Annotated in this window: 22 protein-coding genes and 1 pseudogene; 9 read left to right on the top strand and 14 right to left on the bottom strand. The window is 62.1% G+C overall.

Annotated elements, in window-relative coordinates; all coding sequences use genetic code 11:
- Nucleotides 1–208: 208 nt before the first annotated feature.
- The 4 genes from NKH70_RS05375 to NKH70_RS05360 form a co-directional block, all read right to left on the bottom strand.
- Entirely contained in the window at nt 209–1,960 is a 1,752-nt protein-coding gene (locus NKH70_RS05375) for a TRAP transporter large permease (RefSeq protein WP_292663634.1), read from the bottom strand.
- Nucleotides 1,957–2,625: a TRAP transporter small permease subunit gene (locus NKH70_RS05370; RefSeq protein ID WP_292663631.1), complete on the bottom strand. Its 669-nt coding sequence runs from the start codon at nt 2,623–2,625 to the stop codon at nt 1,957–1,959. The genes NKH70_RS05375 and NKH70_RS05370 overlap by 4 nt, the downstream gene beginning before the upstream one ends.
- A gap of 107 nt (nt 2,626–2,732) precedes the next feature.
- On the bottom strand, nt 2,733–3,875 hold the full coding sequence (locus NKH70_RS05365; protein ID WP_292663629.1) for a TRAP transporter substrate-binding protein: 1,143 nt from the start codon (nt 3,873–3,875) through the stop codon (nt 2,733–2,735).
- A gap of 936 nt (nt 3,876–4,811) precedes the next feature.
- Nucleotides 4,812–6,578, bottom strand: a complete 1,767-nt coding sequence (locus tag NKH70_RS05360; RefSeq protein WP_353024901.1) for an adenylate/guanylate cyclase domain-containing protein — start codon at nt 6,576–6,578, stop codon at nt 4,812–4,814.
- A gap of 370 nt (nt 6,579–6,948) precedes the next feature.
- Here NKH70_RS05360 and NKH70_RS05355 point away from each other — a divergent pair, with 370 nt between their 5' ends.
- Nucleotides 6,949–7,551, top strand: a complete 603-nt coding sequence (locus NKH70_RS05355; RefSeq protein ID WP_352912909.1) for a cupin domain-containing protein — start codon at nt 6,949–6,951, stop codon at nt 7,549–7,551.
- 893 nt (nt 7,552–8,444) lie between these two features.
- Here NKH70_RS05355 and NKH70_RS05350 read toward each other — a convergent pair.
- Complete coding sequence (locus NKH70_RS05350) at nt 8,445–9,686, bottom strand: coiled-coil domain-containing protein (protein ID WP_353024899.1); 1,242 nt, start codon at nt 9,684–9,686, stop codon at nt 8,445–8,447.
- 504 nt (nt 9,687–10,190) lie between these two features.
- Nucleotides 10,191–11,099 carry a hydrogen peroxide-inducible genes activator gene (locus NKH70_RS05345; protein ID WP_353024897.1) on the bottom strand — a complete coding sequence of 303 codons (909 nt, stop codon included), beginning with the start codon at nt 11,097–11,099 and terminating at the stop codon, nt 10,191–10,193.
- 147 nt (nt 11,100–11,246) lie between these two features.
- On the opposite strand from NKH70_RS05345, the gene katG reads away from it, so the two are divergent.
- Entirely contained in the window at nt 11,247–13,445 is a 2,199-nt protein-coding gene (katG, locus tag NKH70_RS05340) for a catalase/peroxidase HPI (protein WP_353024895.1), read from the top strand.
- 79 nt (nt 13,446–13,524) lie between these two features.
- Here the strand turns inward: katG and NKH70_RS05335 are convergent, their stop codons facing one another.
- Nucleotides 13,525–14,202 carry an MIP/aquaporin family protein gene (locus NKH70_RS05335; protein ID WP_352912907.1) on the bottom strand — a complete coding sequence of 226 codons (678 nt, stop codon included), beginning with the start codon at nt 14,200–14,202 and terminating at the stop codon, nt 13,525–13,527.
- Nucleotides 14,203–14,549: 347 nt separating this feature from the next.
- Between NKH70_RS05335 and NKH70_RS05330 the strand changes: the two genes are divergently transcribed.
- The 3 genes from NKH70_RS05330 to NKH70_RS05320 all read left to right on the top strand — a co-directional run bounded on the left by NKH70_RS05330 (nt 14,550) and on the right by NKH70_RS05320 (nt 17,239).
- A complete protein-coding gene (locus NKH70_RS05330) occupies nt 14,550–15,839 on the top strand; it encodes an RsmB/NOP family class I SAM-dependent RNA methyltransferase (RefSeq protein ID WP_353024894.1) in 1,290 nt (429 codons plus the stop codon).
- A 126-nt stretch (nt 15,840–15,965) separates the two neighbouring features.
- A complete protein-coding gene (locus NKH70_RS05325; RefSeq protein ID WP_292654248.1) occupies nt 15,966–16,424 on the top strand; it encodes a PaaI family thioesterase in 459 nt (152 codons plus the stop codon).
- A gap of 164 nt (nt 16,425–16,588) precedes the next feature.
- Nucleotides 16,589–17,239: a 5'-methylthioadenosine/S-adenosylhomocysteine nucleosidase gene (locus tag NKH70_RS05320; protein WP_502908319.1), complete on the top strand. Its 651-nt coding sequence runs from the start codon at nt 16,589–16,591 to the stop codon at nt 17,237–17,239.
- Here the strand turns inward: NKH70_RS05320 and NKH70_RS05315 are convergent.
- Nucleotides 17,211–17,507: a hypothetical protein gene (locus tag NKH70_RS05315; protein WP_352912904.1), complete on the bottom strand. Its 297-nt coding sequence runs from the start codon at nt 17,505–17,507 to the stop codon at nt 17,211–17,213. The genes NKH70_RS05320 and NKH70_RS05315 overlap by 29 nt on opposite strands.
- 101 nt (nt 17,508–17,608) lie before the next feature.
- Here NKH70_RS05315 and NKH70_RS05310 point away from each other — a divergent pair, with 101 nt between their 5' ends.
- Together NKH70_RS05310 and guaA are read left to right on the top strand one after the other, a co-directional pair.
- Entirely contained in the window at nt 17,609–18,142 is a 534-nt protein-coding gene (locus NKH70_RS05310; protein ID WP_352912903.1) for a MarR family winged helix-turn-helix transcriptional regulator, read from the top strand.
- Nucleotides 18,143–18,197: 55 nt separating this feature from the next.
- The gene (gene guaA, locus NKH70_RS05305; RefSeq protein ID WP_352912902.1) at nt 18,198–19,760 is read left to right on the top strand and encodes a glutamine-hydrolyzing GMP synthase; all 1,563 of its coding nucleotides are present in this window, start codon (nt 18,198–18,200) and stop codon (nt 19,758–19,760) included.
- Nucleotides 19,761–19,870: 110 nt separating this feature from the next.
- On the opposite strand, the gene NKH70_RS05300 is transcribed toward guaA, so the two are convergent.
- The gene (locus tag NKH70_RS05300) at nt 19,871–20,173 is read right to left on the bottom strand and encodes a putative quinol monooxygenase (protein ID WP_352912901.1); all 303 of its coding nucleotides are present in this window, start codon (nt 20,171–20,173) and stop codon (nt 19,871–19,873) included.
- Nucleotides 20,174–20,207: 34 nt separating this feature from the next.
- Nucleotides 20,208–21,227, bottom strand: a complete 1,020-nt coding sequence (locus tag NKH70_RS05295; protein WP_352912900.1) for an NADP-dependent oxidoreductase — start codon at nt 21,225–21,227, stop codon at nt 20,208–20,210.
- Between the two features lie 88 nt (nt 21,228–21,315).
- Here NKH70_RS05295 and NKH70_RS05290 point away from each other — a divergent pair, with 88 nt between their 5' ends.
- The gene (locus NKH70_RS05290) at nt 21,316–22,227 is read left to right on the top strand and encodes a LysR family transcriptional regulator (protein ID WP_352912899.1); all 912 of its coding nucleotides are present in this window, start codon (nt 21,316–21,318) and stop codon (nt 22,225–22,227) included.
- Nucleotides 22,228–22,344: 117 nt separating this feature from the next.
- Here NKH70_RS05290 and NKH70_RS05285 read toward each other — a convergent pair whose 3' ends face one another.
- The 4 genes and pseudogenes from NKH70_RS05285 to NKH70_RS05270 form a co-directional block, all read right to left on the bottom strand.
- Nucleotides 22,345–23,157, bottom strand: coding sequence for an SDR family NAD(P)-dependent oxidoreductase (locus NKH70_RS05285; RefSeq protein WP_352912898.1), 813 nt, complete (start codon nt 23,155–23,157; stop codon nt 22,345–22,347).
- Between the two features lie 162 nt (nt 23,158–23,319).
- Nucleotides 23,320–23,823 (bottom strand): SRPBCC domain-containing protein, encoded by a 504-nt coding sequence (locus NKH70_RS05280; protein WP_352912897.1) that lies wholly within the window; start codon nt 23,821–23,823, stop codon nt 23,320–23,322.
- 3 nt (nt 23,824–23,826) lie between these two features.
- On the bottom strand, nt 23,827–24,426 hold the full coding sequence (locus tag NKH70_RS05275; RefSeq protein WP_352912896.1) for an NADPH-dependent F420 reductase: 600 nt from the start codon (nt 24,424–24,426) through the stop codon (nt 23,827–23,829).
- Nucleotides 24,427–24,630: 204 nt separating this feature from the next.
- Nucleotides 24,631–25,344: pseudogene (locus NKH70_RS05270) on the bottom strand (SDR family NAD(P)-dependent oxidoreductase).
- A gap of 268 nt (nt 25,345–25,612) precedes the next feature.
- Between NKH70_RS05270 and NKH70_RS05265 the strand changes: the two are divergent.
- Nucleotides 25,613–26,509, top strand: coding sequence for a LysR family transcriptional regulator (locus tag NKH70_RS05265; protein ID WP_352912894.1), 897 nt, complete (start codon nt 25,613–25,615; stop codon nt 26,507–26,509).
- Nucleotides 26,510–26,757: the final 248 nt, after the last annotated feature.

Raw genomic sequence — 26,757 nt, 5'->3', positions numbered from 1 at the left:
CTCGGAAGGCCAGAAGCGGACCTTCATGCCCTGCGTGCGTCGACGTGAACTGTGACCCGTCATTCGCTCGCGCCGATTGTAGCCCGAAAGTAGACCTTCCGATCACCTGTATCTCCGAGATCCTGCTTTGGCGTTCAAAAGGACATCCCGTGGGTCAAAGCGGCCGAAAACGCGCTGTCGCGGAAGGCGTCCGAGAACCGAGTCTTTCTCAGCCGCCGTAAAGATAGTTCGGAAGCCAGAGCGCCATGCCGGGCCAGATATACATGAGGATCATGCAGAGGATGACGATCAGCATGTAAGGCATCATGCCTGCGAATATCTGGTTGAGGGTGACGTGCGGTGGGGAAACGCCCTTGAGATAGAACGCCGACATCGCTACCGGGGGTGACAAGAACGCCGCTTGCAAATTCACGAAGACGAGAACCCCCCAGAGGATCGGGTCGATGTTGAAGTGCTTCAACATCGGCAGGAAGATCGGCACGAAGATGATGATGATTTCGGTCCATTCGAGCGGCCAACCGAGAATGAATATGATCGCTTGAGACAGGATCATGAACTGCACGGGCGACAAGTCGAGCGACAGCACCCATTGCTCGAGAAGTGCCTGGCCGCCGAGGATCGCAAAAACGGCGGAGAACAGCGCCGAGCCGACAAAGAGCCAGCAAACCATGGCTGTGGTCTTCGCCGTCAGGAACACTGCTTCCTTGATGCGCTTCCAGTCGAGCGTTCGGGCCTGGAACGCCAGCAGAAAGGCACCAGCGGCGCCGACTGCCGCGGACTCGGTCGCCGTCGTGATTCCGAATAGGATGACGCCGAGCACGACGACGGTAAGTATGCCCAGCGGCATGACCGACGAGACCAGGAGCTTCAGGATCTCGAGCCGTTCGGCGGTCATGTTCCGGTAGTAGCGGACGAGCACCACCGCGGCGAGTGCCGCGATGATGCCGAAGGTGACGTAGAAGCTGGTTGCCGGCCCTGCATCCACCGCGGGTGCGCCGAGTTCCTCCACCGCCGGAGCACCGAGCTGCTCCAATCCGGCTGGAGCTTCGACGTCGGCCGATGCTTGCGGATAGATGACGACATACCACCACACCAGCAAGAGGGTGAGTACTATCAAGGCGAAGGGCACCAGCGCAGCGCAGAAATTCTTGAACAGCTTCCAATATGTGAGGCGTCCGCTCTCCGTCTCGAGCGCCGTCGCCTTGGACGGCGAGAACAATGCGGAAAGAAGTCCAACAAGCATGTTGCGCGAGTAAACTGTCTGAAAGCTTCGCATCCACGCCGGCACCGGAACCCTTGTTTGATCCTCCGGCAAAGGCGGGGCGATCTTCGGATTGATTATCGCCCAGCCAAGAATGTAGACGAGATAAAGGAAAGCGAGGAAAAAACCGGGGAACATCGCCGCGGCATAGAGCTTCACGATGGACTGGCCTGCAACCGCCGCATAGACGATGATCATGACCGAGGGCGGGATCAGGATGCCCAGCGTGCCGCCCGCGGTGATCACGCCGGAAGCGAGCTTCACATCGTATCCGGCGCGCAGCATCGGATTGAAGGCAATCACCCCCATCAGGACCACAACGGCGCCGACGAGGCCACTGGCGATGCCCCAGAAGGTGCAGACGATAAGCGTAGCAATGGCCAGCGACGCCGGTACCCGTCGGAACGAAAGCTGGATGCTGTAGAACATCTTGTCGACCAGCGCCCCGCGTTCCATCACATATCCCATGAGCACGAAAAGCGGGATGGAGATCAGGACGTCATTGGTCATTGCCCCATAAGTGCGCTCGACCATCAGATCGAAGACGCGGTTGTCGATCCAGTGCTCCGCCGGGTTGTAGAACGCATAGAACCCGAAAAACATGCCAAGGCCCATCAGCGTGAAGGCTGTCGGGAAACCCATGACGATGACGACCACGATGAGCATGAGCATCGTGAGTCCGAGGGCTGGATCGCTCAACTCTGCAGGTCTCCACCCATTCCGCGCTGGCGTGCTTCCTCGTCTATCTTTTGTGCGCGCTCGATGGCGGTCTTGCGCGTCCCTTCATCCACATATTCGCTGAGCGCGAGCTGTCCCTCCACGACGTCGATCTCTGCAACGTCCTTGCGCCGGCTGGGCCATTGCCCAGTCCTGAGACAGACGATGCAGCGCACGATCTCGGCCACGCCCTGGAGCATCACCAGGGCGCCGGCCAGCGGAATGACCGATTTGAATTGGTAGATCGGCGGACCCTCCGCTGTCACGGTCGAATGCTCCCCGATCCGCCATGAAATCGCGGCATAGTCGTAGCCTGCATAGACGAGGGCCGCGATCCCCGGCAGGAAGAAAACCACGTACAGCAAAAGATCGAGCGCGGCTTGGATCCGGGGTCGCATCGAGCTGTAGAGAAAGTCGCCGCGCACATGGGCATTCTGCGCCAGCGCATAGGCTCCGGCGAGCATGAACAGCGAGCCGTACAACATGTTGCTGGCGTCGAATATCCACGCCGTGGGCATGTTCAGGATGTAGCGCTTGAAGACCTCGGCGCAGACCAGCGTCATCAGCCCGATGATCAGCCACGCCGCGGCCTTGCCGACCCACGCGCTGATTGCATCGACTGTATTCAGGAACTGCTGGACGTTCATGCGAGGCAGCCGGATGGCCAGAGTGTTGGCCAGAGTGAGTGTCGGTAAGAAGGCAAGGCACCGTTCGGTCATGGCCCCGATGGTGCCTTGCCGGCTCAAACTGTGCTTCAGATATTCTTTGCTGCCCCGCCACGTCCGAAGTAATGATCGAAGGCCAGGCGGCGGCTGACGACTACGTCCTGTTCCCATTGTGTTGTCCGCCGGGCAAAGGCGATCTGCGACTCAAGAACCTCCCTGAACAGCGGGTTTTCAGCCGCCTTCTTCTTCACGACCTCGTCATAGACCTCCAGCTGTCGCTTGAGGATTGCTTCCGGTGTCTTGTAGAATTTGACCTTGTCCTGCGTCTGCATCTCCAAATAGTCTTTCGAATAACGGTCGATCGCCTTCCAGGCCATGTCCTGCGAGGCTGCCTCGACCGCATTGGTGATGATTGCCTTCATCTGATCGGGCAGGGCGTCGTATTTCGCCTTGTTGAACAGGACCTCGAACTGCTCCGCATTCTGGTGATAGCTCTGCAGCATGCAGACCTTGGACACGTCCGGAAAACCAAGCACCCGATCGGACGAGGCGTTGTTGAACTCGGCCGCGTCGAGCAGGCCGCGATCCAATGCCGCAACGATTTCACCGCCAGGTAGCGCGTTGACGGCCGCACCCAGGCCGGTGAAGACGTCAATCGAGATGCCAACGGTACGGAACTTGAGGCCTTGGATGTCTTCGACCTTGGAAACCGGTTTCTTGAACCAGCCGAGCGGCTGTGTCGGCATCGGTCCATAGGGGAAGGAAACCACATTGGCGCCTATGGAATCATAGAGCTTTGCAAGGAGCTCCTTCCCGCCACCGTATTTGTGCCAGGCCAGCAGCATGTTGGCGTCCATGGCAAAGCCCGGGCCGGATCCCCAGAGCGCTAGAGCCGTCTGCTTTCCGTAGTGGTAGACGAGCACGCCGTGGCCGCCATCAAGCGTTCCTTGCGACACCGCGTCAAGCAGGCCGAACGCAGGCACCACGGCGCCCGCCGGCAGCACCTCGATCTTGAGGTCGCCGCCCGTCATGTCGTTGACTTTCTTGGCGAAATCAAGCGCGAATTCGTGAAAGATATCCTTGGAAGGCCATGTGCTCTGCCAGCGCATGCTGACCGGCCCTTGCGCCTTGACGACGCTTGGCGCAGCAACGATCGCCGCAGCTGCCACGGCCGCCTCGCCAAGGAACTTGCGGCGCGACCTCATATTGGTCTGGATACTTGCTTTGGTCATCGGTTCCTCCCGAAGGTGTTGGCTTTTCAAGCCCACGTCCGACAATACTTCTCAACGACGGCCCAGCAAAAATTGCAGCGCGCGTCCCATCGCCTAAACTAGTGCGGTTCTTTCTTAAGGACAGGTGGGGGTATTTTCCCAAGCAATGGGCGAGTAGCAGTTACGCGTCGCGCCATTGAATGACCGCTCTTGCGAAGGATACAAAGGTCCGCATTCGGGCGCATTGCCGCCCGGCAGCATGGGGGCCGAATTCGGAAGGTCGGCTTATGGCGTCCGAAAAAAGAGAGCGGACGTTCGGCGTGGCGCGACCAAGGTCTTAAGCTAACCCAATAACAGCCAAGGGGCGCGATAGACACCACGCCTGAGGGCCCATACAATCCGCACGATTTCCTTGCTCGTCAGCACATTGCCAATGGCCAAGAACGCTGTCAGCCTAGCCTTGCCGCCATCTCGCGGCCGATGTGGTCGGCTACTCCAGGCTCATGGATCTCGACGAGAGCGGACCCTGTCGACTTTCAAGGCGCATCGCCACGAACTGGTGTACGCCAAGATCGCTGAGCATCAGGGCAGGATAGTCAAGCTGACCGGCGACGGCTTACTGGTCGAGTTCCCGAGCGTGCTAAATGCGGGGGCCTGCGCCGTCGAAATCCAGCACAAGATGCACGAGCGTAACGCAGAAGTGCCGTCCGACAGGCCCATTGAATTCCGCATCGGCATCAAGGCAGCCGATCCTGCTCTGCGGTCCAAGTGTTCTTACCCATCGTGCAGCGCGATCCCATGCGACCAGCCAAGGAAACTGGCAACAAGTTATGCGATGTCGAAACAGCGCGCCAGCATGTTTGCGCTATCTAGAAAGGGCCATTGGCTTGTCGACACTGCTGGAGCCGTAGTTAGCTTACGCCATTGCCTTTGGAAACGGCCCCCTTGCCGTGCCGCCTAGTCTGGCAAGCCCGCCAGACGCCAGCCATCGACAAAGGGCTGCGCAGCACTCATGCTCCTAAAGGGCAAGTTCGCTGTCAGTTCACCGATCGTCCAACCTGGATTGCCCGTAAGAAATAGGCGGGCTTCCTCCTGTGCCTCAGGCAAGCGGCCGGCAAGAGCAAGCGCGGCAATCAGGTTCACCCTTGAACCGGTCCCATATGTTTCCTCCAGGCTCAAGGTCGCAACAGCTTCTTCGTAGTGACCGGTGGAAATCTGCGCCATTCCCACGATCCAGAAGTACCAACCAGGTGGACGAGGATTTAATCGGAACGCCTCTTCACAAGCTGTCAGCGCCGCTTGCGGCTTGCCCAAGTAGATTTGAAGCTCCCCAATCCATGCTACCGCATCTGCATTGTTGGGATTTATCCGTATGGCAGCATCGAATTGGAATTTTGCTTCATCCCAATTGCGCTCAAAAAGCTGAACGCAGCCCAGGATCCTGCGAACGTTGGAATCGCCGGGATCGATTTCCATGGCTCGTTGCGCGTGCATCAGAGCATTTGCGCGATCGGGTATCTGTGGTTCTCCCCAATCAACCCAGCCAAATAACAGCACAAGGGCAAGATTGCTGTGCGCTTCACAATAGTTTGGTTCAAGCGAAACGGCGCGTTCCAAAGCTGAACGCGCGTCGCTGTTGTCTGATCTGGACATGGTCCATTTCTCCCGTGACCTAACACAAAGGTCATAGGCTTCTAGATTTGATGGCCTAGAACGGGCAGAAATATTCTTCGCACCAATCTTGCCGGAGATCGCTTCAACAACGCGGCGCGTGACCTCGTCCTGAACTTCAAAGATGTCGACAATTTCGCGGTCGAAGCGCTCGGCCCACACATGATTGCCGCCTTCGGCCGCGTTGATCAGCTGCACATTGACGCGCAAACGCTTGACGGACCGCCTCGCGCTGCCCTCGAGGAGATATTTGACGCCCAGATCGCGAGCGATCTGACGGACGTCGGTGGGCTTGCCTTTGTAGGCAAAGGTGGAGTTGCGGGCGATGACGAAGAAGCCGGGCACATTCGACAGATCGGTAATGATGTCCTCCGTCAGCCCGTCAGTGAAGAACTCCTGTTCGGCGTCGCCACTCATGTTGACAAAGGGCAGCACGGCAATCGAAGGCATGTCGGGCAGCGCGAGCTGCGGCGAAGGCTTGTCCGGCACGAGGGCCTCCGCCGATGCCGCGGGTCTGGCCTTCGCGGGAATGCCGACCTGTAGCGAATAAACCCGGACCGGCTCGGCGATGTTCTTGAGCTGAACCGCACCGCGATCGTTGATCGCGATATCGAGCCTTGATTTAACCTGCCAATAGGCTTGCTCGGAAAGACAGATATTGCCAGGTTCGCAGATTCCTTCTAGGCGCGCGGCGATATTGACGCCATCGCCCATCAGGTCGCCATCGCGTTCTTGCACGACGTCGCCCAAGTGAATGCCGATCCGGAACTCGATGCGGCGATCATCCGGCACCCCGGCATTGCGCTCAAGCATGGCGTTCTGCACTTCCAGCGCGCAGCGCACTGCTTCCACAACGCTGCTGAACTCGACAAGGCTCCCGTCGCCTGTGCGCTTGACGACGCGGCCACGATGAACGGCGATGGTGGGGTCGATGAGATCGCTGCGCAGCGCCCGCAGCCGTGCCAAGATGCGATCCTCATCCGCGCCGGCTAGCCGGCTGTAGCCGACCGCATCCGAGACCAGGATCGCTGCAATTTTGCGGGTCTCACTCATGTGATGCTCCTCCCTCCAGTCTGACACTACTGCCGACCAGGCACGCTGTCTCAACATAGAGCGGTTAGGCCAAAGGAAGATAGCTCCGAGCCATTGGTCGGATGGTCTGCTTAGGATCTACTCCCGTCGTTCGAGGCAAAATGTCGGGCGCATAGCTGCCTGTGGCCTGTCCATTGGCGATGTCCGCTTTTGTTGAATGGACGGGACCGCAGGAATGACTGCCATGCGGCGCAAAGCAGCCATTCAGGATTTGCCGGATCTTGTTGCGGAGCCGCCGTGGCGCAGATCGCAGATCTCTGCCGTCAACGGAACTGACCGCCACGCAACCGGTTAATCCGCATGAAGCTCGCCCCATACCCAAGGTCACCCCATGAGCATCCTGCAAACCACCAAGAAAGCCGTCGAGCAGGTCACCGGTGTCGCCAGGCCGGGCAGGCGAGAGGTCGCCGATCTGGTCAGACCGCGCAAACCGAACGAATTTCGTTTTGGGGATGATGGCCTCGTGCCCAATCATCCGTCCTGGCCGCTTGTCGTCTATCGCGGCGCCGTCAAGCTGCCCGAGGAATTCGATCCGGCGGCGGTCATGGAGGCGCTTTTCGACGCAAATGGCTGGGGCGATAGTTGGCGCAATGGCATCTACGACTACGTCCACTACCATTCGCGGATACACGAGGTGCTGGGCGTTGCGCGCGGCACGGCCAAGGTCCGCTTTGGCGGCAGCAAGGGGCGAACGCTGTCGCTGAAGGCCGGCGACGTCGCGGTGCTTCCGGCCGGCACCGGGCACCAGCGTCTTTCCGCGTCCGACGATTTTCTGGTCGTCGGCGCCTATCCTCCTTCCGGCACCTATGACCTGTGCACGACCGCCGCCGATCATGCCAGGGCGGTGGTGACGATCCCCAGGATAGGCCGCCCGCGCAAGGACCCTGTCTATGGGAGCAAAGGCCCATTGCTCGCCGCCTGGGAAAGGGACTGAAGTCGTCCCTTTCGAAGGGGCTGCGGGTTGGCTTCGGGGCTCAAACCGAACCTTTGACCAACACCTCCGGCGCCACCGCCGAAGGAGGCCGCCTTGTAGATGGAAAAGCGGATCGTGCCGCTGTCGGTGTGCGCAGGCTGGCAAATCAGGCTTGGCGCTATATTATTGCAGTGACCCTGCCCGATGCATCGAGACGACAACTGACTTGCGCCTGCCGGACTTCGATGCCGCCTTTTCTTGCATAGTCTATTCGCACCTCGATCGGCGCCGTGAGTGCACCCCGACGTTGATCCAACGCGCCTGCGCTTGCCGCGTGGACACGGACGGCCCCAAGCGGCATCGCAGCGGCCATGATCGCCGCGCGGCAGGCTCGCACGATCACAATCGGCGTACCGGGTTTCGCTGTCAGTGGTCCCGGAGATACAAAGGGATATCCCTTGGTGGAGTCACCGTCACCGGCTTTGGAAGGCCTGAGGACGGGTGGCAGGACGATTGATTGCCCAGCGGTCTTGGCAGAGGAAGGGGCTGTCACTGCAGTCGAACTGTCGGGTGCGGTAGCCGCTTCGTTTTCGGCGGACGGATCGTCGCCCACAGTGGCACTTGTGCTTGTATCACCAACGTTGCCGCTGGCACTAACGCCTGCGTCGACTGATCCGTCATCCGCACCGACCGAAGCTCCAACATTTGCCCCGCCTACGCCGTCGACGCTCGTGCCCGCCCCCACAGATACGCCTTGCGAACCGGCGCTCACTCCAGCACCGACCCCGACACCGCCCGCCCCACCGCCCACACCTGCTTCAAGAGCTGAGGCAGGTCCAATTGTGATCCCGATTGTCAACGCGGCTGCGACATACTTCTTCATTGTCGTCTCCCTGCGGCATCCATTTCGCTCCCTAGTCTTCACTGGCGCGGCTCGAGCTTTTTGATGGCCGTGTTGGAAGCAATGCTGCAGGAAGAGGTATGGTTGCCAGCAGAGCAGTTTGCGGCGGCTTTTGGACCTTCACTTTCTGTTTTTCCGGCAAGCCCGGTTTACGGGCTGGTTGGGCGCCCGAACGCGATAACCTACTTGCAAGTGCGGGGGTACGTGCTTTCGGCGCGCGCTCCACAGCCGCACTGCGACGCTTACCCTTGACAATATCAATTGCCTCACGCGCTGCACTGAGGCTGCGGGCTAGACCGATATCCCTTTCACGCTCTTGGTCCAGCGCGGCACTCAATTCTACCGAGTTCTGCTTTAAAGCATCGCGTTCCTGGCGAACAATATCGAGGTCACGTACAGCTGAATCTGCTCGTTCGCGTCCCCGTTCGAGTGTTTCTCGAGCCTGCTTTAGAGCGGCCTCGGCCACCTGTCGGTCCCTTATGGCGTTCGCCTGCTCGACGGCTGCCAGATTTACGCCTTTCTTAAGAGCATCGATAGTTTGGCGAGCCGTGGTAAGTTCTTGTTCCAAGAGCTCAACCTTGTGCCGCTCGTCATCAAGCGTTTGCTTCGCAGCAAGCTGAGAGGCTTCCATAGAGGGGTGCGCTCCAAGCGCGGCAGCCTTCTCGCTGTTCCAGAGACTGGCTTCGGCCCTGTAGCTTTCGATAACGCGCTGCGCCGTCTCCAGATCGAGCGCGAGCGCTTCGTCTGTTCGCTGCTGCTCATTTAGGGCTTGTGCTTGCTGAGCCACCGTGTCTGCCAGTACGTGTGCCTGGGCGCTTAGCTCACGTGCGCCGCGCTGCATAACGTCTAGCTCCGCTCGTGCTGCGGCCAATTCGCGGCGTAAAGCCTCCTCATGCTGGCCGAGCGGCGTTTGCGCGCCCTTCTTGAGTGCCTGTGTTTCGCTGAGCACCAGCTCTCTAGATTTATGGGATCCGAGCGCGTTCGGTTGTGGCTTGCCCGGTTCTTTGCCGACCTCGGTGTGTTTGGTAACCACGACCGACGAGCTGTCGTTAGCTGTGGCAACCGCTGACGCTTCGGGCGCCAACTGACCATTTGCCGGAGATGCCAACAGCAGAACGAAGCATAACGGAATGAGGGATGGCGTGGCGTTGCACCTCATGCCGCGTATCTCGTGAAGTAAAATCAAGGGCCGTCGTTTAATAAAGGTGAAGTCACAGCGGAGACATTTTGACTTGGTACTCTGCGCATGATTCATCACTGAACCTCACCGATCGCGGCCCTCACCGCTATTGTATTCTCCACTTACTGCACGCCGCGGCGCCCTGGATGCCGCATCAAAAAGATCAATGCTGGTGAAGCACCCTCGGCAACGCCAAAGCACGGGAATAGCGCGCAAAGGCTGTTTCCTATTTCCTTGGTTGTCATCATTCGAACAAACGGAACTTTCGGCTTTCGGGATGACCATCTTCCCTACCCAACGGCTGTGATGCGGCGCAAAGCAGCCATTCAGGTCTGCGAAGGTCGACTTCGGGTCAACACCAAACTTCCGCTGGATGGTACGGCGTACCTCACCCAGCCAGTACCGCCGCCTCCAACCCGCGGATGATGTTCGCCGGCTCGATACATTCATCGTGCCGGACCTTGGTGTGGAGCCGCATGGCGGCTTGCTCGCAGCCTGGAGCAAGGATTGAAGCCGTTCCATTCGAAGGGGCTTGGCTTGCGGGTCCGCTTCGGGGCTAACCGACCCAACATCCGCCGCTCAAGCCGCCAGCACCGCCGCATCCAACCTGCGAATGATCTTCGCCAGTTCCACGCATTCGTCGTGGCGCACCTTGTTGCGCCGCCAGGCGAGGCAGATCGTGCGTTGCGGCATTGGTTCCTGGAACGGCACGATCTTCAAATCGGGGAGAGTGCTGGCCGGCCCGGCCGCCATTTCCGGGATAAGCGTGACGCCGAGCCCATGCGCCACCATCTGTAAGAGCGTCGTCAGGCTGGTCGCGCCGTAGCTTGCCATCGCCACCGGACGCACGCTGCCGCAGACGGCGAGCGCCTGTTCGCGCAGGCAATGGCCTTCCTCCAGCAGCATCAGCCGCTCCAGCGCCGGGCTTTCCGGCGGCACCGGCGGTGAGGCGAAGGCGGGGTCGCCGGCCGGCACGGCCAGGAAGAACCGGTCGGAGAAAAGTTCCTCGGTGACCAGGCCTGGGTAATCGAGCGGCAGCGCGGCGACGAAGGCGTCGAGCTTTCCCGAACTGGTGTCCTCGACCAGCGACGCGGTCACCGCCTCGCGCAATTCGAGCTGCAAGGCCGGGAAATGCCGTTTCAGCTCCGGCAGCACATGCGGCAGCAGATAGGGCGCCACCGTCGGGATGATGCCGAGCCGGAAGCGGCCCTCCAGCGCCGGGCGGCCGCGCCGGGCGGTGGCCTCGACGTCGCGCACGTCGGCAAGAATGCGCTCGATGCGCGGCAGCAGGACCTGCGCCTCGTCGGTCATCCGCACCGCCTTGCCGCCGCGCTCGAACAACCGGCAATTGAGCCGCAGCTCCATCTCGGCGATCTGCGATGACAGCGCCGGCTGGCTGACGCCGGCGAGTTTTGCCGCGCGGCCGAAATGCAGCGTCTGCGCCAGCGCTTCGAAATAATGCATCTGCCGGACGGTCAAGCCGATCATAAGGAAAACCTATCAGAATAAACAGCAAAGGCAATTTGTCTTTATCGGCCGGGCAGGCTAGTCTGGAACCATTCCAGAATGGCGCGGCCGCTGGCCCAGCCCGGAAAATCAACAAATCGCAGAAAATCAACAAAATCGGAGGCAAAGATGGACGCGAAAACCGACGACAACAGCGCCGGCAAATGCCCGGTCCCACATGGATCGGCCAGGAGGAGCAACCGTGACTGGTGGCCGAACCAGCTTGACCTCGGTGTCCTCCACCAGCAGTCGAACCTCTCGGACCCGATGGACGAGGACTTCGACTATGCCAAGGAATTCAAGAGCCTCGATCTCGATGCGGTGATCAGGGATCTGCACCAGGTGATGACCGATTCGCAGGATTGGTGGCCGGCCGATTTCGGCCATTACGGCCCGCTCTTCATCCGCATGGCCTGGCACAGCGCCGGCACCTATCGTATCGGCGATGGCCGTGGCGGCGCCGGCGCCGGCCAGCAGCGTTTCGCGCCGCTCAACAGCTGGCCGGACAACGCCAATCTCGACAAGGCGCGCCGGCTGCTGTGGCCGATCAAGCAGAAATACGGCAGGAAAATCTCCTGGGCCGACCTGTTGATCCTCGCCGGCAACGTCGCGCTGGAATCGATGGGCTTCAAGACGTTCGGCTTCGCCGGCGGCCGCGCCGATGTCTGGGAGCCCGAGCAGGACGTCGACTGGGGGTCGGAAACCAAGTGGCTCGCCGACGAGCGCTATTCCGGCGACCGCGAACTTCACGGCCATCTCGGCGCCGTGCAGATGGGGCTGATCTACGTCAACCCGGAAGGGCCGAACGGCACGCCCGATCCATTGGCCGCGGCACGCGACATCCGCGAAACCTTCGCGCGCATGGCCATGAACGACGAGGAAACCGTGGCGCTGATCGCCGGCGGCCACACCTTCGGCAAGACCCACGGCGCTGGCGATGCATCGCTGGTCGGGGCGGAGCCGGAAGGCGCCGGCATCGAGGCGCAGGGCCTCGGCTGGTCGAGCAAATATGCCACCGGCATTGCCGGCGACGCCATCACCTCGGGCCTCGAGGTGACCTGGACCACGACGCCGACGAAATGGAGCAACAACTTCTTCGACAATCTGTTCAACTACGAATGGGAGCTGACCAAGAGCCCGGCCGGCGCCCATCAGTGGACGCCGAAGGGCGGCGCCGGTGCAGGCACCGTGCCGGACGCGCACGATCCGTCGAAGCGCCGCGCGCCGGCGATGCTGACCACCGACCTCGCGCTGCGCGTCGACCCGGCCTACGAGAAGATCTCGCGGCGGTTCCATCAGAATCCGGATCAGCTCGCGGACGCGTTTGCCCGCGCCTGGTTCAAGCTGACCCACCGCGACATGGGTCCGGCCGTCCGCTATCTCGGCCCGCTCGTGCCGAAGGAAGAGCTGATCTGGCAGGATCCGATACCGGCAGTCGACCACGAGCTGGTCAACGAGCAGGATATCGCCTCGCTGAAGGCGAAGATCCTGGCCTCCGGCCTGTCCGTGTCCGAACTGGTCTCGACCGCCTGGGCCTCGGCCTCGACTTTCCGCGGCTCCGACAAGCGCGGCGGCGCCAACGGCGCCCGCATCCGCCTGGCGCCGCAGAAGGATTGGGAGGTCAACCAGCCGGCGCAGCTGGCCAAGGTGCTAGAAAAGCTTGAAGGCATCCAGAAGGAGTTCAATGCTTCGCAGTCCGGCGGCAAGAAGGTCTCGCTTGCCGACCTCATCGTTCTCGGCGGCGTCGCCGCGGTCGAGAAGGCAGCCAAAGACGGCGGCCATGACGTCAAGGTGCCGTTCACGCCGGGCCGCATGGACGCCTCGCAGGAACAGACGGATGTCCAATCCTTCGCCGCGCTCGAGCCGAAAGTCGATGGCTTCCGCAATTTTGTCAGGGGCAAGCCGCCGATGTCGGTCGAAGCGATGCTGGTCGACCGGGCGCAGTTGCTGACCTTGACGGCGCCGGAGATGACGGTGCTCGTCGGCGGCTTACGGGTGCTCGGCGCCAACTCCGGCCAATCGAAGCACGGGGTGTTCACCGACAGGCCGGGCACCTTGACCAACGATTTCTTCGTCAACCTGCTCTCCATGAACACGGTCTGGGATCCGGCCGCCGGCTCCGATGAAGTCTACGAAGCACGCGACCGCAAGACCAGGGCGGTCAAGTGGACCGGCACCCGCGCGGACCTGATCTTCGGCTCGCACGCACAGTTGCGTGCGCTTGCCGAGGTCTACGGATCGGCCGACGCGGGGCAGAAGTTCGTCAGGGATTTCGTCGCCGCCTGGACCAAGGTGATGAACGCCGACCGTTTTGACCTTGCGGCCTGATCCGGGCACACGAACTTCTCGACGCAACAAAAAAGGCGCGGGCCTCGACCCGCGCCTTTTTCGTTGGGCTTCCGAAAAGTCAGTCCTTCTCGAAGATACCGGCCTTGGCGACCACGCCGGCAATGGCGCCGCCGATCAACGGCGCGACGATGAACAGCCACAGCTGGCCGATCGCCGCAGTTCCCGAAAACAGCGCCGGGCCGATCGAACGGGCCGGGTTGAGCGATGTGCCGGTCACCGGAATGATGGCGAAGTGCAGGCCGGCCAGCGTCAGGCCGATGACCAGGCCGGCAAAGGCCGTGGTGTGCTTGGCGTTGGTGACGCCGAGGATCACCGTGACGAAGGTGAAGGTTCCGATCAGCTCCCACAGGAAGGCCGAGCTGACGCCCCATTTCGTCACGTCCCAGCCATTGGCGCCGATGCCGCCGGTGTGGCCGCCGACCTGTCCGGAGACGATGATCCACAGTGCCAGCGACGCGATGATGGCGCCGATGATCTGCGCGATCCAGTAGGGAATGACGTCCCTGGCCGGCATCCGCCCGGCAAGAAACACGCCGAGCGTCACCGCCGGATTGAGGTGCGCGCCCGAAATCGGGCCGATCGCATAGGCCGCCGCAATGAGGCCGATGCCGAACGCCAGACCGATACCTTCCTGGCCAAGCGGCAGCGCGCCGCCGAAGCCGCCCGTCACCACCGAAGCCGTGCCGATGAACACCAATAGAAACGTGCCTAGAACTTCCGCCAGATAAGTCTTCATTGCCCTCTCCTCGTATCGACCCGCGGCTCCGCCTTTTTCTGCGACGCGAATCACCGCGCAAAGAGTATTCGCAACCGCAAAAGTTGCAAAGCAGAGCAGTTGCATCTGTCGGCGTGCTTGCGCGCGCCAAACAAGCACATTAGAGACTTGTTATATATTGATCGAATTATTTGGTTCCGCATGCCGACGCCCGCTTGGTGGCGGCGGCTCGCGATGCACCAACCCACATTCGTCACCCCCCTTGCATGGATTGTCTCGCCGTCGGGGAAACAGAACTGTTTCAATCAGGACACGAAAAGCTCTAAGAGCAGGGCCGGAATTAGTTTGCTGAGTAATGGAAGACGACAATGAGACTGGGCGGGCGGCTGGCGGCAGCCATCGAAGTGCTTGACGACATTGGCCGGCGCCACCGGCCGGTGGCCGATGCGCTGAAGGACTGGGGCCTGTCGCACCGCTTCGCCGGTGGCGGCGACCGCGCTGCGATCGGCAACATCGTCTATGACGCGCTGCGCCGCAAGCGCTCCGCTGGCTGGCTCTTGGGCGAGGATACGCCGCGCGCCATCGGCTTCGGCGCGCTGCTGCTCGAATGGGGCCAGACGGCGCAGTCGCTGAACCAGGCGCTCGAGGGCGACAAGTTCGCGCCGCCGCTGCTTACCGCCGACGAACTGACAACGCTTGCGGCTCGCCGGCTTGCCGATGCGCCGCCGGCTGTCAGGGCAGACATCGCCGACTGGTGCATGCCGCTGTTCGAACGGGCGTTCGGCACGGCCTGGGTGGAAGAGGGTGCCGCGCTTGGCACTCGCCCGCCGCTCGACCTCAGGGTCAACACGCTGAAGGCCGATCGTGGCAAGGTGTTGGCGGAATTGGCGGAGACCGGCGCCAAGCCCGCCCGGATCGCGCCGCACGGTATCCGCATCCGGCCGATCGAAGGCGATGGCAGGCACCCGAACGTGCAGGCCGAGCCGGCCTTCCAGAAAGGCTGGTTCGAAGTTCAGGACGAGGGTTCGCAGATTGCGGCCGAACTGGCCGGCGCCGAACCTGGCATGCAGCTGCTCGACTTTTGCGCCGGCGCCGGCGGCAAGACGCTGGCGCTGTCTGCGGCGATGGACAATCGCGGCCAGATCTTCGCCCACGATGCCGAGAAGGCAAGGCTGGCGCCGATCTTCGACCGCATCCGCCGCTCGGAAAACCGCAATGTGCAGATCGTCACCAAGCCGGCGGAGCTCGCGCCGCTCGGCAAGCATATGGACATCGTCCTGATCGATGCGCCCTGCACCGGCAGCGGCACGTGGCGGCGCCGGCCGGATGCCAAATGGCGGCTGACGCAAAGGCAGCTCGACGCCCGCAAGGGCGAGCAGGAGACGATCCTCGATGCCGCCAGGGACTTCGTCAAACCCGGCGGCCTGCTGGTCTACATCACCTGTTCGGTGTTCGACGAGGAAAATGGCGACCAGGTTTCGGCGTTCCGGGACCGCCATCCCGGCTTTGTCCCGGTCGATCACCGCCAGCTTTGGGACAGCCGTTTTGCGGGCCACGAAGCGGCAGTGCGTATTGGCGCTGCGGGCGGCATTTCGCTGTCGCCGTTTCTGAGCGGCACCGACGGCTTTTACTTCTGCGCGCTGCGCCGCGCCGGCTGAACCTTTGCCATCGATACGGGGCCGGGTCGAATGCTGCAGTGCAGCATTTGCGATTGCCTGCCGCCCACCCCTCTGCGATAAATGCCTTTGCAATAAGATTTGTCGGAGAAACGAAGGTCGACGGCCATGGCAGCAAAGATCGTTCCTGCTCCCGATTATGAGGACCGCGTCAGGACGTCCTTTGCGCGCCAGAACGCGATGATGACCATTGGCGCCGAGCTGACGCTGGTGACGCCCGGCATCATCGAGATCGAAATGCCCTATTCTGCGGCACTGACCCAGCAGCACGGCTTTCTCCATGCCGGCGTCATTTCGACGGCTCTCGACTCGGCCTGCGGCTATGCAGCATTCTCGCTGATGCCGGAAAATTCCGGCGTGCTGACCATCGAGTTCAAGGTCAATCTGCTGGCGCCCGGCCGGGGCGAGCGCTTCCTGTTCCGCGGCTCGGTGACCAAGCCCGGCCGCACCATCATCGTCGCCGACGGCCAGGCCTATGCGTTCGCCACCGACGGCGAGGCCAAGCTGATCGCCACGATGACCGGAACGATGATGACGGTGCTCGGCCGCGACGGTATCGAGGGGTGAGGAGCGGTCCGCGCAGCGGACGAAAAGCCCCTAAATGGGCTTTTCGAGCGACGAACGCCCGGAGCCATAGCGAAGGGCCGGGGGCCGGTGAGGGCACGTCGCCCTTCTTACCTTCCGGCTCCGGTGGTAGGGCCAGAAAGGAGTAGATCGTCGTGACCGGTAAAATGTCTCGCCTGTCCGGCAGGTCCGTTCTTTTCGTCATGGCGGCCGAGGCCGAGTACGGTCCACACCTGCAACGGCTGTTCACGCCGCTGCTGACCGGCGTCGGGCCGGTCGAGGCCGGTGTCGTGCTCGGCGCGGAACTGTCCCGGCGGGCGGCCGAAAACGCGCTGCCGGATCTCGTCGTGTCGCTCGGTTCGGCGGGCAGCCGGACGCTGGAGCAGACGGAGATCTACCAGGCCGTTTCAGTCGCCTACCGCGATATGGACGCTTCGCCCCTGGGGTTCGAGAAAGGCGCCACGCCGTTTCTCGACCTGCCTGTCAGCGTGCCGCTGCCGTTCAGCATACCAGGCATCAGGCCGGCGACGCTGTCGACCGGGGCGGCAATAGTCACCGGCGCCGCCTACGACGCGATCGCCGCTGACATGGTCGACATGGAAACCTTCGCCTGCCTGCGCGCCTGCCAGCTGTTCGACGTGCCGCTTATCGGCCTGCGCGGCATTTCCGACGGCGCGGCCGATCTGAGACACGTTGGCGACTGGACCGAATATCTGCACGTCATCGACGAGAAGCTGGCCGGGGCGGTGCAACTGCTGGAACAGGCGATCGCCTCCGGCGCGATCGACTTCAAGGTTGTTGGGGCGGCAGGTTCTTAGCGTTGCCGAACAGCACGCCGATCATCCTGAAGCGAACGGCGTTGTCGCGATTGACGTAAGTGACTGACCCGGGCTCATGATCGAGAGTCCAGCGTCCGGTCGCGCCGGTGTCCCAGTCGGCGACATAACCGTCATCGAGCATCCGCCAGCGCCCGCTTCGCGCCTCGCCATCGTCGAGCAGCATGTGCGCGGCACCCTCTCTTTCAAAATAGACGTAAGCCTCCTTGCCGTTTCGTTCCAACACATGGGTCATGCCCGGAATGAGCATTGCAAGGGTTTCCTTCCGAAGTGCTGCCATGATTTCCTCCTGAATTGAAGTCGCCGATTGCCTTGACCGGCGTCGCCACTTAGAGTGAACTAGTAGTCAAGATGCTTGACTATCTATCGGGCGAGAAGAATTTGGTCAAGAGCCTTGACGAAAAACCCGAAGCGCTGCCGGATCACATAGGTTGGCGGCTGTGGCAGGCGAGCCGCGCCTGGCAGACCGAGTTCGCCGCGGCGATGCGCGCTGCCGGCCATCACTGGTTCACCGAAGCGCGTGCCGGCCTGCTTGGACACATCCCGCGCGGTGGCATGCGCCAGTCGGCGCTGATCGAGCGCTCGGCGATCTCAAAACAGGCGGTTCAGCAATTGCTCGATGGCTTGGAGACGGAAGGTGTGTTGCAGCGTCTCCCCGATCCGCAAGACGGCCGCGGCAAGTTTGTGCGCTACACGCGCAAGGGGCTGGACGCCCTGCGCGATGGCGATCGCATCAAGCTGCAGATCGAACGGAGCTATGTTGCCCGCCTCGGCCATGAGCGTTTCGCGGCACTGATGGGCGCCTTGCGGTCACTCGATACAACGCAAACTGATGCATTGGACAAAGCCTCTGGCGTTCAGGATGACGCACCGGAATCGAAGTGACAGCGCGACCTCGCAGCCCATTGCGCCGACTCGTTTCTTTCTCTAAACGCTCGCCATGAAAACAGCCAATCATCCCGACACCGTCCTGATTGTCGATTTCGGCAGCCAGTTCACCCAGCTGATCGCCCGCCGCATCCGCGAGGCCGGCGTCTTTTCCGAGATCGTGCCCTTCCAGTCGGCCGAGGCGGCGTTCAAGCGCATCAACCCGAAGGCGGTGATCCTGTCCGGCGGCCCGGCCTCGACCAGCGACATCGGCAGCCCGCGCGCCCCGCAGATCGTCTTCGATGCCGGCGTGCCGGTGCTCGGCATCTGCTACGGCCAGATGGCGATGTGCGTGCAGATGGGCGGCGTCGCCGAAAGCTCCGACCATCGCGAATTCGGCCGCGCCTTCGTCGAGATCGCCAAGGACAGCCCGCTGTTTGAGGGCCTGTGGGCGCCCGGCCAGCGCCACCAAGTGTGGATGAGCCATGGCGACCGCGTCATCACCCTGCCGAAGGGGTTCGAGGTGCTCGGAAAATCGGAGGGCTCGCCCTTCGCCATCTTCGGCAATGTCGAGCGCAAGATGTACGGCCTCATGTTCCACCCCGAAGTCGTGCATACGCCGGACGGCGCCAGGCTGCTCCGCAACTTCGTCCACAACATCGCCGGCATCGAAGGCGACTGGACGATGCGCGCCTACCGCGAGCACGCGGTCGAGACGATCCGCAAACAGGTCGGCAAGGGCAAGGTGATCTGCGCGCTGTCGGGCGGCGTCGATTCCTCGGTCGCGGCCCTGCTGATCCACGAGGCGGTCGGCGACCAGCTCACCTGCATCCTCGTCGACCACGGGCTGATGCGCAAGGACGAGGCGGCCGGCGTGGTTGAGATGTTTCGCCAGCACTATAATCTGCCGCTGATCCTGGTCGATGCCTCGGACCGGTTCATCTCGGCATTGGAGGGCGAGGCCGACCCCGAGAGGAAGCGCAAGACCATCGGCCGGCTGTTCATCGAAGTGTTCGAGGAGGAGGCCGAGAAGCTCGGCGGCGCCGATTTCCTGGCGCAAGGCACCCTCTATCCCGACGTCATCGAAAGCGTCTCTTTCACCGGCGGACCGTCGGTGACCATCAAGTCGCACCACAATGTCGGCGGCTTGCCCGAACGCATGAACATGCAGCTGGTCGAGCCGTTGCGCGAATTGTTCAAGGACGAGGTGAGGGCGCTCGGCAAGGAGCTCGGCCTGCCCGACAGCTTCATCGGCCGGCATCCGTTCCCCGGTCCCGGTCTCGCCATCCGCTGCCCGGGCGGCATTACCCGCGAAAAGCTGGAGATCCTGCGCGAGGCTGACGCCATCTATCTCGACGAAATCCGCAAGGCCGGCCTCTACGATGCCATCTGGCAGGCCTTCGCCGTGCTGCTGCCGGTGCAGACCGTCGGCGTGATGGGCGACGGCCGCACCTACGAATTCGTCTGCGCGCTGCGTGCCGTCACCTCGGTAGATGGCATGACCGCGGATTTCTACCACTACGACATGGCATTCCTCGGAGCAGCCGCCACCCGCATCATTAACGAGGTGCGCGGCATCAACCGCGTCGTCTACGACGTGACGAGCAAACCGCCGGGCACGATCGAGTGGGAGTGAAGGGAAGCGGCGGCAGTAGGGTGTCTCCGCAGCGATTTTCGCTGCCGCGCAGTTGCCGTTCCAGTCCGGATCTCACTCCCGGCGGGCGTATAGAACATAAGATAACGCCGTTATTCATCGAAGAGCGTCCGTTCGTTCGCCGCGTCGTATTTGCGGAGGTCGCCTCTCATCCGGTCCCGCCACCGCTCCACGAATGTCAGAGTTTCGGGCGCATGAAGATGAGCAGTGAGGGATGCTTGATCTCTCCACCGCTCTGCGACGAGCAGACGCCCGGCGGCACGACCATCCACGGCAACAGCGTAGAACAGGCCCCCGTCACGCTGCTTGGCACTGTGCGCAAGCGCCTCGATATCGGTGACGAACTCGGCCATCGCGGATGGTTCGACGTGGACATATCCGGTCACGATAAGCATCGTTTTTTCCCCTGAGCCTTCCCCATCCTTTCGATCATGCAACGGTCAGGACGATCTTGCCCTGGATGTTCCCGCGAGCGGCGCGCTCGTGTGCTCTTGCCGCCTCGGCGAGGGGGAACGTGCTGTCGATGACGATGCGGACGGTGCCATCGTCCAGCAGGCGAGAGGCTTGCGCTAGTTGTGCGCCATTCGAACGGACCTGCGTGGTCGAAACCGTGATACCACGCGTTTCGGCTTCGTCGTGGCCGGTAAAGCCAAGCGGGTACACCGGTAGCAGGGCACCACCCCGCTTCAAGGTGCGGAGGAAGCGGCCGGTGTCCGGACCGCCCACGGCATCAAGGACGAGATCAACATCGCGCACGACCTCGTCGGCCGACGTTCTGGTGTAATCGATGAATTGATCGATGCCGAGGTCGCCCATCAGACCCCGATTCTTGCCCGATGCCACGGCAATGACACGCGCACCCTTCCATTTTGCGAGTTGCACGGCCAAGTGCCCGACGCCACCTCCGGCGCCGTTGACGAGAACCGTCTTGCCCTCAAGGGGCACCGGCACATGCGTGAACGATTGGAACGGGTTGGGTTCGTCGTGACCCAACTCGATCAGGAACTGCCAGGCGGTAAGCAGCGACATGGGCGCGCCGGCCGCACGGACATGATCGATGTTGGCTGGTTTCCGCGCCAGCTGCGAAGCTGGCACGCTGACATACTCGGCATAGGCTTTGCTGCCTTCCATGACATGCTCTGGGAAACGCACCATGGCGTAGACTTCGTCGCCGACGCCAACGCCCCGCACGTCGCTGGCGACAGCCTCGACAACGCCCGACATGTCCGATCCGAGGATCAGCGGAAAGGCGGGATAAGGTTGCCACTCCGGAGGGAGCGACCGGTAGCCATCCCGCAGATACCAGTCCGGCGGATTGAGGCCGACGGCGTGGACCCGGACCAGAACCTCACCCGGCGTCGCAGCGGGGCGGGGCGCATTCTCGTAGCGCAACAAGTCTGGACCGCCGAACTCGTGCAGACGGACTGCTTTCATCACATCGCTCATCATCACTCCGTTAGGTGTGCCAAGGTTGAAACGTGATGTAGTCAAATCGTACAAGATTGATAATTATGCTCGAATTCGCTTTAGTAATTCCATGAGGGAACAAATAGCACTCGAAAGGCTAACGGGGCTGATCGCCTTTGCCCGTGTCGGGTCGATGGGCAGCTTCACCGCGGCCGCCCGATCCTTGTCGATTTCGCCCTCAGCTATCAGCAAAAGCATCCAGCGGCTGGAGCAGAACCTGGGCATATCCCTCATTACCCGCACGACCCGCTCGCTGACCCTCACACCAGAAGGGCGCGACCTGCATGAGCGCGCGCTTAGGCTGCTGCGCGAAGCAGAGGAGATCGAGCAGCTGGCGACGATGGCGCGCTCGGAACCGTCAGGCACTCTGCGGATCGCCACCTCACTGCCGATCGGCATCCATATGATCGCACCCACGCTGCCGAGTTTTCGCCGGCTGCACCCCAAGGTCGCAGTCGACCTTCGCTTGAGCGACCAGTTCGTCGATATCATTGAAGAGCGAATCGACATTGCGGTGCGGATCGGCGATCTCGCTGACTCGCGGCTGTTGTCGCGCCAGTTCGCACCGCATTGGCTCTGCTGCTTCGCGTCGCCAGCCTATCTGGCCGCACGGGGCACTCCTTCGCATCCGGACGAACTGGAAGGACACGACACTGTGACCCTGCGCTATCAAAGCAGCGGCCAAGTGTTGCGCTGGCCTTTCCGTGTCGGCGATCGCGAAATCGAAATCATGCCTCCATCCGGCATTGTCGTGGACGCCAGCGAAGCGCTGATCGCAACGCTGGTTGCAGGCGGCGGCATCGGCATCAGCGCAAACTTCATCGCGGCGCCCCATGTCGCGCGCAGCGAATTGGTGCCGGTGCTTTCCAACCATGCGGTCGAGCGGCACAATATCACGGCGGTCTGGCCGGAAAGCCGGCGCGCCAATCCCGCTGTGCGCGCCTTCCTCGACCTGTTGCAGGGTGTGTCGAGAAACAGGTGAAGGTCACGGCCAGCATTCGGCCTGAAGACGCCGGGCAGGAGAAACTCAAGGGACGCTCAGCCGCTGGTGTCGACCGTCCGCTGGTCGGCGCCATTGGCGCCATAACCGTCTCGGCAGCTACGCGACGAAGCGGACCACGCCGCCATCCACCCGCAAAGCCGCGCCGGTTGTCGCCGAAGCCTGCTCCGAGCATGCGTAGATGATCATGTTGGCCACCTCATCGGTGGTCGCGAAGCGTTGGATGAGGGTGGTCGGACGCATCGCCTTCAAGAAGCCCTGTTCGGCCTCCTGCTGAGTGATTCCGTTTGCGTCAGCCTGCTTCGCCATGAAGTCGCCCAGGATCTCAGAGCGGGTAGGTCCCGGCAGGACGGCGTTGATTGTGACACCCGTGCCCGCGACCGCCTCGGCGAGCCCGCGCGACACCGCGAGTTGAGCGGTCTTGGTCATGCCGTAGTCGAGCATTTCCTTGGGGATGTTGACTGCGGACTCGCTACTCACAAACACGACGCGGCCCCAGCCTTTCGCCACCATCCGCGGCAGGTAATGACGGGTCACGCGCACGCCACTCATTACGTTCAACTGGAAGAGGCTAAGCCAGTCCTCGTCGGGGATCTTCGCGATGTCCTCGACGCCACTGTAGCTCCGGATGTGAGCCGTACCAACATTGTTCACAAGGATATCGGCGTCCGGCGCCTGCGCGATCAAGGCCTCGGCACCCTCCGCTGTCGCAAGATCGGCGGCGATGCCCGAGATGTCGCTTCCGGGAAAGGCCTGCCGCATCTGCCGCACCGCCTCGTCGACCCGGGTATTCCCACGGCCGTTGACGACGACCGATGCACCGGCACGGGCCAACCCCTCCGCCGTCGCGCGGCCGATACCGGCGGTGGATCCGGTGACAATCGCCTTGCGGCCCCTGAGTTCAATATTCATATCATTTATCTCCAATGGTAGGTGGGTGATCATCCGCCGATCCAGGTTGGAAGCGCCCGTCGTCTGTTGAGTACAGACAATATTCGGACGAAGGCAGGCCCAGTACTGTTCGGTCGAAAGCGTTGCGGCCCAAGCAACGGGCCAGGCCTCAAGACAAGCGCATCAAGTTGCCTTGCTTACCACTTCCGCCTCCGCAGCGCGGGCGAGGCTTTCGACCCATTCCTGGTGATAGCGGTAGAGTGCACCGGGATGCTTGCGCCCGAGTTCCTCAAGGAACCAAGGGCCCTGCTGCGTTTCTTCGGTCAGCACATGGCAGCCATCGACCGTAGGAGTGATGACCCAGCCGTGGTACGCGCTCGAGCCGGTCTCGTCGCCATCGACGGTCGTCGTCCACGCGAGCCTGCGGAAGGGTTCACACTCCGTCACGACCAGACTCATCGGAAAGCCAACCGTCACCCGGCTGTATCTGGTTTCAAGCGCCAGTTCCGGCTTGCCGGTCAGGATCTTGACCTGATCTTCGGCGGGAAAGTAGCTCGACCAATTCTCGGCATCGACGAGCAGCTTCCAGACCACTTCAGGCGGCGCCTTCACGTCAATGTCGTTGAGTGCGTAGATGGCCGACGTTTTCGGATCATATCGCTCGGGCCAAATCACATGGTCATACATCGATTACTGCTCCTTCTTGAACAAATCCTGGAAGATGAGCTGGCCCCAAGCGCGGCCGCGTGCGTGCACCAGCGCGCCACCCTCGTTGAGCTTTCCCAGCTTGACGGGTGCGAACCCGAGTTGTTTGGCCAAGGCCGCCACGGGAGCGATCGCGTCCTCGTCGTCGCTCGACAGAAAAACGACCCGGTGCCCGCCCTCGACGATCGGATCGGCAGCCAGGGTGGCCGCAACCAGGTGATTGAAACCTTTCACGAATTTGGCGCCGGTGAACGCCTTCGCGACGAAGGCGGAGGACGGGAGACCATCCAGCTCTTCAGGGACTGGAAACGCGTTCATCGCGTCGATGACCGTCTTGCCTTTCCAGCTCGGCAGGACCTTCGCAACCTCGCGATGCTGCCCGAACGGGACCGCCAAGATGATTGTGTCGGCCTCGAGTGCATCCCGCAGCGACTTGGCGATGACCGTGGGTCCAATCGCCCGAGCCTGCGGCGCCAACGCCTCGGGCGGCCGGCGGCTCGCGACGGTCACGTCGATGTTTTTACGGGCGAAGGCGTGGGCGAGGGCCTGGCCTATCTTACCGAATCCTACAATAGCGTAGCTCATAAAACTTCTCCGATCCGTATTGGTCTTGATTCCCCGGCCTTCAACGGCGCTGGGTTATCCGTTCTGCTGTGTGGCGTCCTTTGCGTAGACGTCCCGTCGTGAACGACTTCAGCGCGGCCGGGCCGACCATTCAGCGGGGAAGTCGTTCCACCATGGACACGCTAGTTCCCGCCGATCAGCCGCTTCCCGCGATCCGCCGCGATTTCAGATGGCCGAGAAGCCTCCGTCGACAGACAACTCCAGCCCATTCACGAAGCTCGAATCGTCTGAAGCAAGAAACAGCGCGGCCGCCGCATTTCCTCAGGACGACCCATCTTTCCCCGCGGGATCAGGGATTCGAACATCTGCTTCGCCTCCTCGGTGAGAACTTGGTCCTGCATCGGTGTGGCGATCGGCCCCGGGTGCAGCACGTTTGAGTTCGTTGAGCCACCCGCGTGCGAATGCGTGCAGCGCCGCCTTGCTCGCCGCATACACGCTGTAGCCAGGAAAACCTTTGATCGAAGCAACTGACCCGGTCATGAAGATCGATCCGCCATCGTTGAACAGCGGCAACGCCTTCTGAACCGTAAACAGCGTGCCGCGCGTATTCAGGCCGAAGGTCGCATCGAAATGCTGCTCGGTAATCTCGCCCAGTGGGACGGCTTCGCCCGTGCCGGCGCTCGCGTACAGGACGTCGATCTTGCCCTTTTCGCGCTTGACTGCATCGAACAGGCGGTCGAGGTCGTCGAGATTGGACGCATCGCTGCGCACGCCGGTCACGTTCCGGCCGATCAGCTTGACGGCCTCGTCCAGCGCCTCCTGTCTCCGGCCCGTGATGAAAACATAGGCGCCTTCTTCAACGAACCGCTTGGCGCTCGCCAACGCCATGCCGCTCGATCCACCTGTGATGACTGCAACCTTACCCTCAAGCTTTCCCATAACTTCTCCTTTCGTGGTGTCGGGACAGCATCTGCCTCCGAGAACCTCGAAATGGGTCCGCCGGCGTCCGTTGTTGAGTGCGGAAGCGCGCACATCGGTGGTGCAAAATCGATCCGGCTGGACGACTGACGCCAGCCGCGACGATCGGTGTCCGCCGTTCGGAATTGGGCCGCGCTCGTCGACATAAGCTATGATGGCCGCCCTTACTGCTGTACGATGCGTTAGATACGGGCTTTGGAAGGCGCACCGCGCGGTGCCGGATTGCACCATGATCGACTGGGATGACATTCGCTACTTTCTTGCGGTGGCGCGCGGAGGCTCAGTGCGGGCTGCCGCCGAGGGCCTCGGAGTGTATCACTCGACCGCGCTGCGACGCATCGCACAGCTCGAGGAACGCCTCGGGGCGCAGATGTTCGAAAAGCTGCCTTCGGGCTACCGCCTGACGGCTGCGGGCGAGGAGGTCCTCGAGCTCGCGAACCAGATGGAAGCGTCGTCGCACCAGCTGGAGACGCGCGTCTTCGGGCGCGACCAGAGCGTGCGCGGGCTTCTGCGGGTGACGCTGGCACCGCCCCTCGCGACACACCTGCTCATGCCGGACTTCGCCGATTTCGCGCGTCTGCATCCGGACATCGAGATGGAAATCTTGTCGTCCGGCGAGCTGGCAAATCTGACCAACCGAGAGGCCGACGTGGCGATCCGCGTCGTCTACGACCGCAAAACCCTGCCGCTCAATCTTCACGGCCTGAAGGGACCGGAGCTGTTCGGCGGCGTCTACATGTCTCGCGATCGACTAGCCGCGTGGCGTGCGGGTGCGCCTGATCCCATCCGGTGGATCGTCATTAGCATTCATGGAATTCCGGATTGGGCCAGCGAGGGTGAGGTTCGTACCACGGGGGTTCCGTTCAGGACCACGGACGGCGAGGCGCAGATCGTTGCAGTACGGCAAGGGCTCGGGATGACGACACTGCCGTGCTTCGTCGGAGATGCCGACCCCCTACTGGTGAGGGTGCCGGGCACCGACCTGCACATGTACGGAACGCTCTGGCTTCTCACACAGGGGGAGACACGCAAGACGAAGCGCGTGCGGCTCTTCACGGAGTTCGTATCCCGCAGGCTCGCCGCGTACGCTCCGCTTCTCGCGGGGCTGTCCATATCGCGCGACTGACGCCCGGCAGGTCGCCGGCGGCGCTTGCCGTAATCCGGTCGGAAGCCGAGCTGCGATCGCTTGAAGCGGCGTCGTTCAATCCGCGAATGTTGCGCCGTATCGCAACCGGCGCGAGGGCCACACTACTGACGGCGACGGACTTCACCATCGCTGACGGTCTTTTTGGCAGGCTGGAGACGCCGCCTTTGCGGAGAACTCCGAGGAAAATAGACCAACCGATATCGATAGTCTTTGAAACCGAGCAAATC

Origin of the sequence: Mesorhizobium sp. M0991 (genome assembly GCF_040318915.1) — a bacterium.
Classification (GTDB): domain Bacteria; phylum Pseudomonadota; class Alphaproteobacteria; order Rhizobiales; family Rhizobiaceae; genus Mesorhizobium.
Note: the sequence above shows the minus strand (reverse complement) of the source record. Positions and strands in the feature narration are given on the sequence as shown.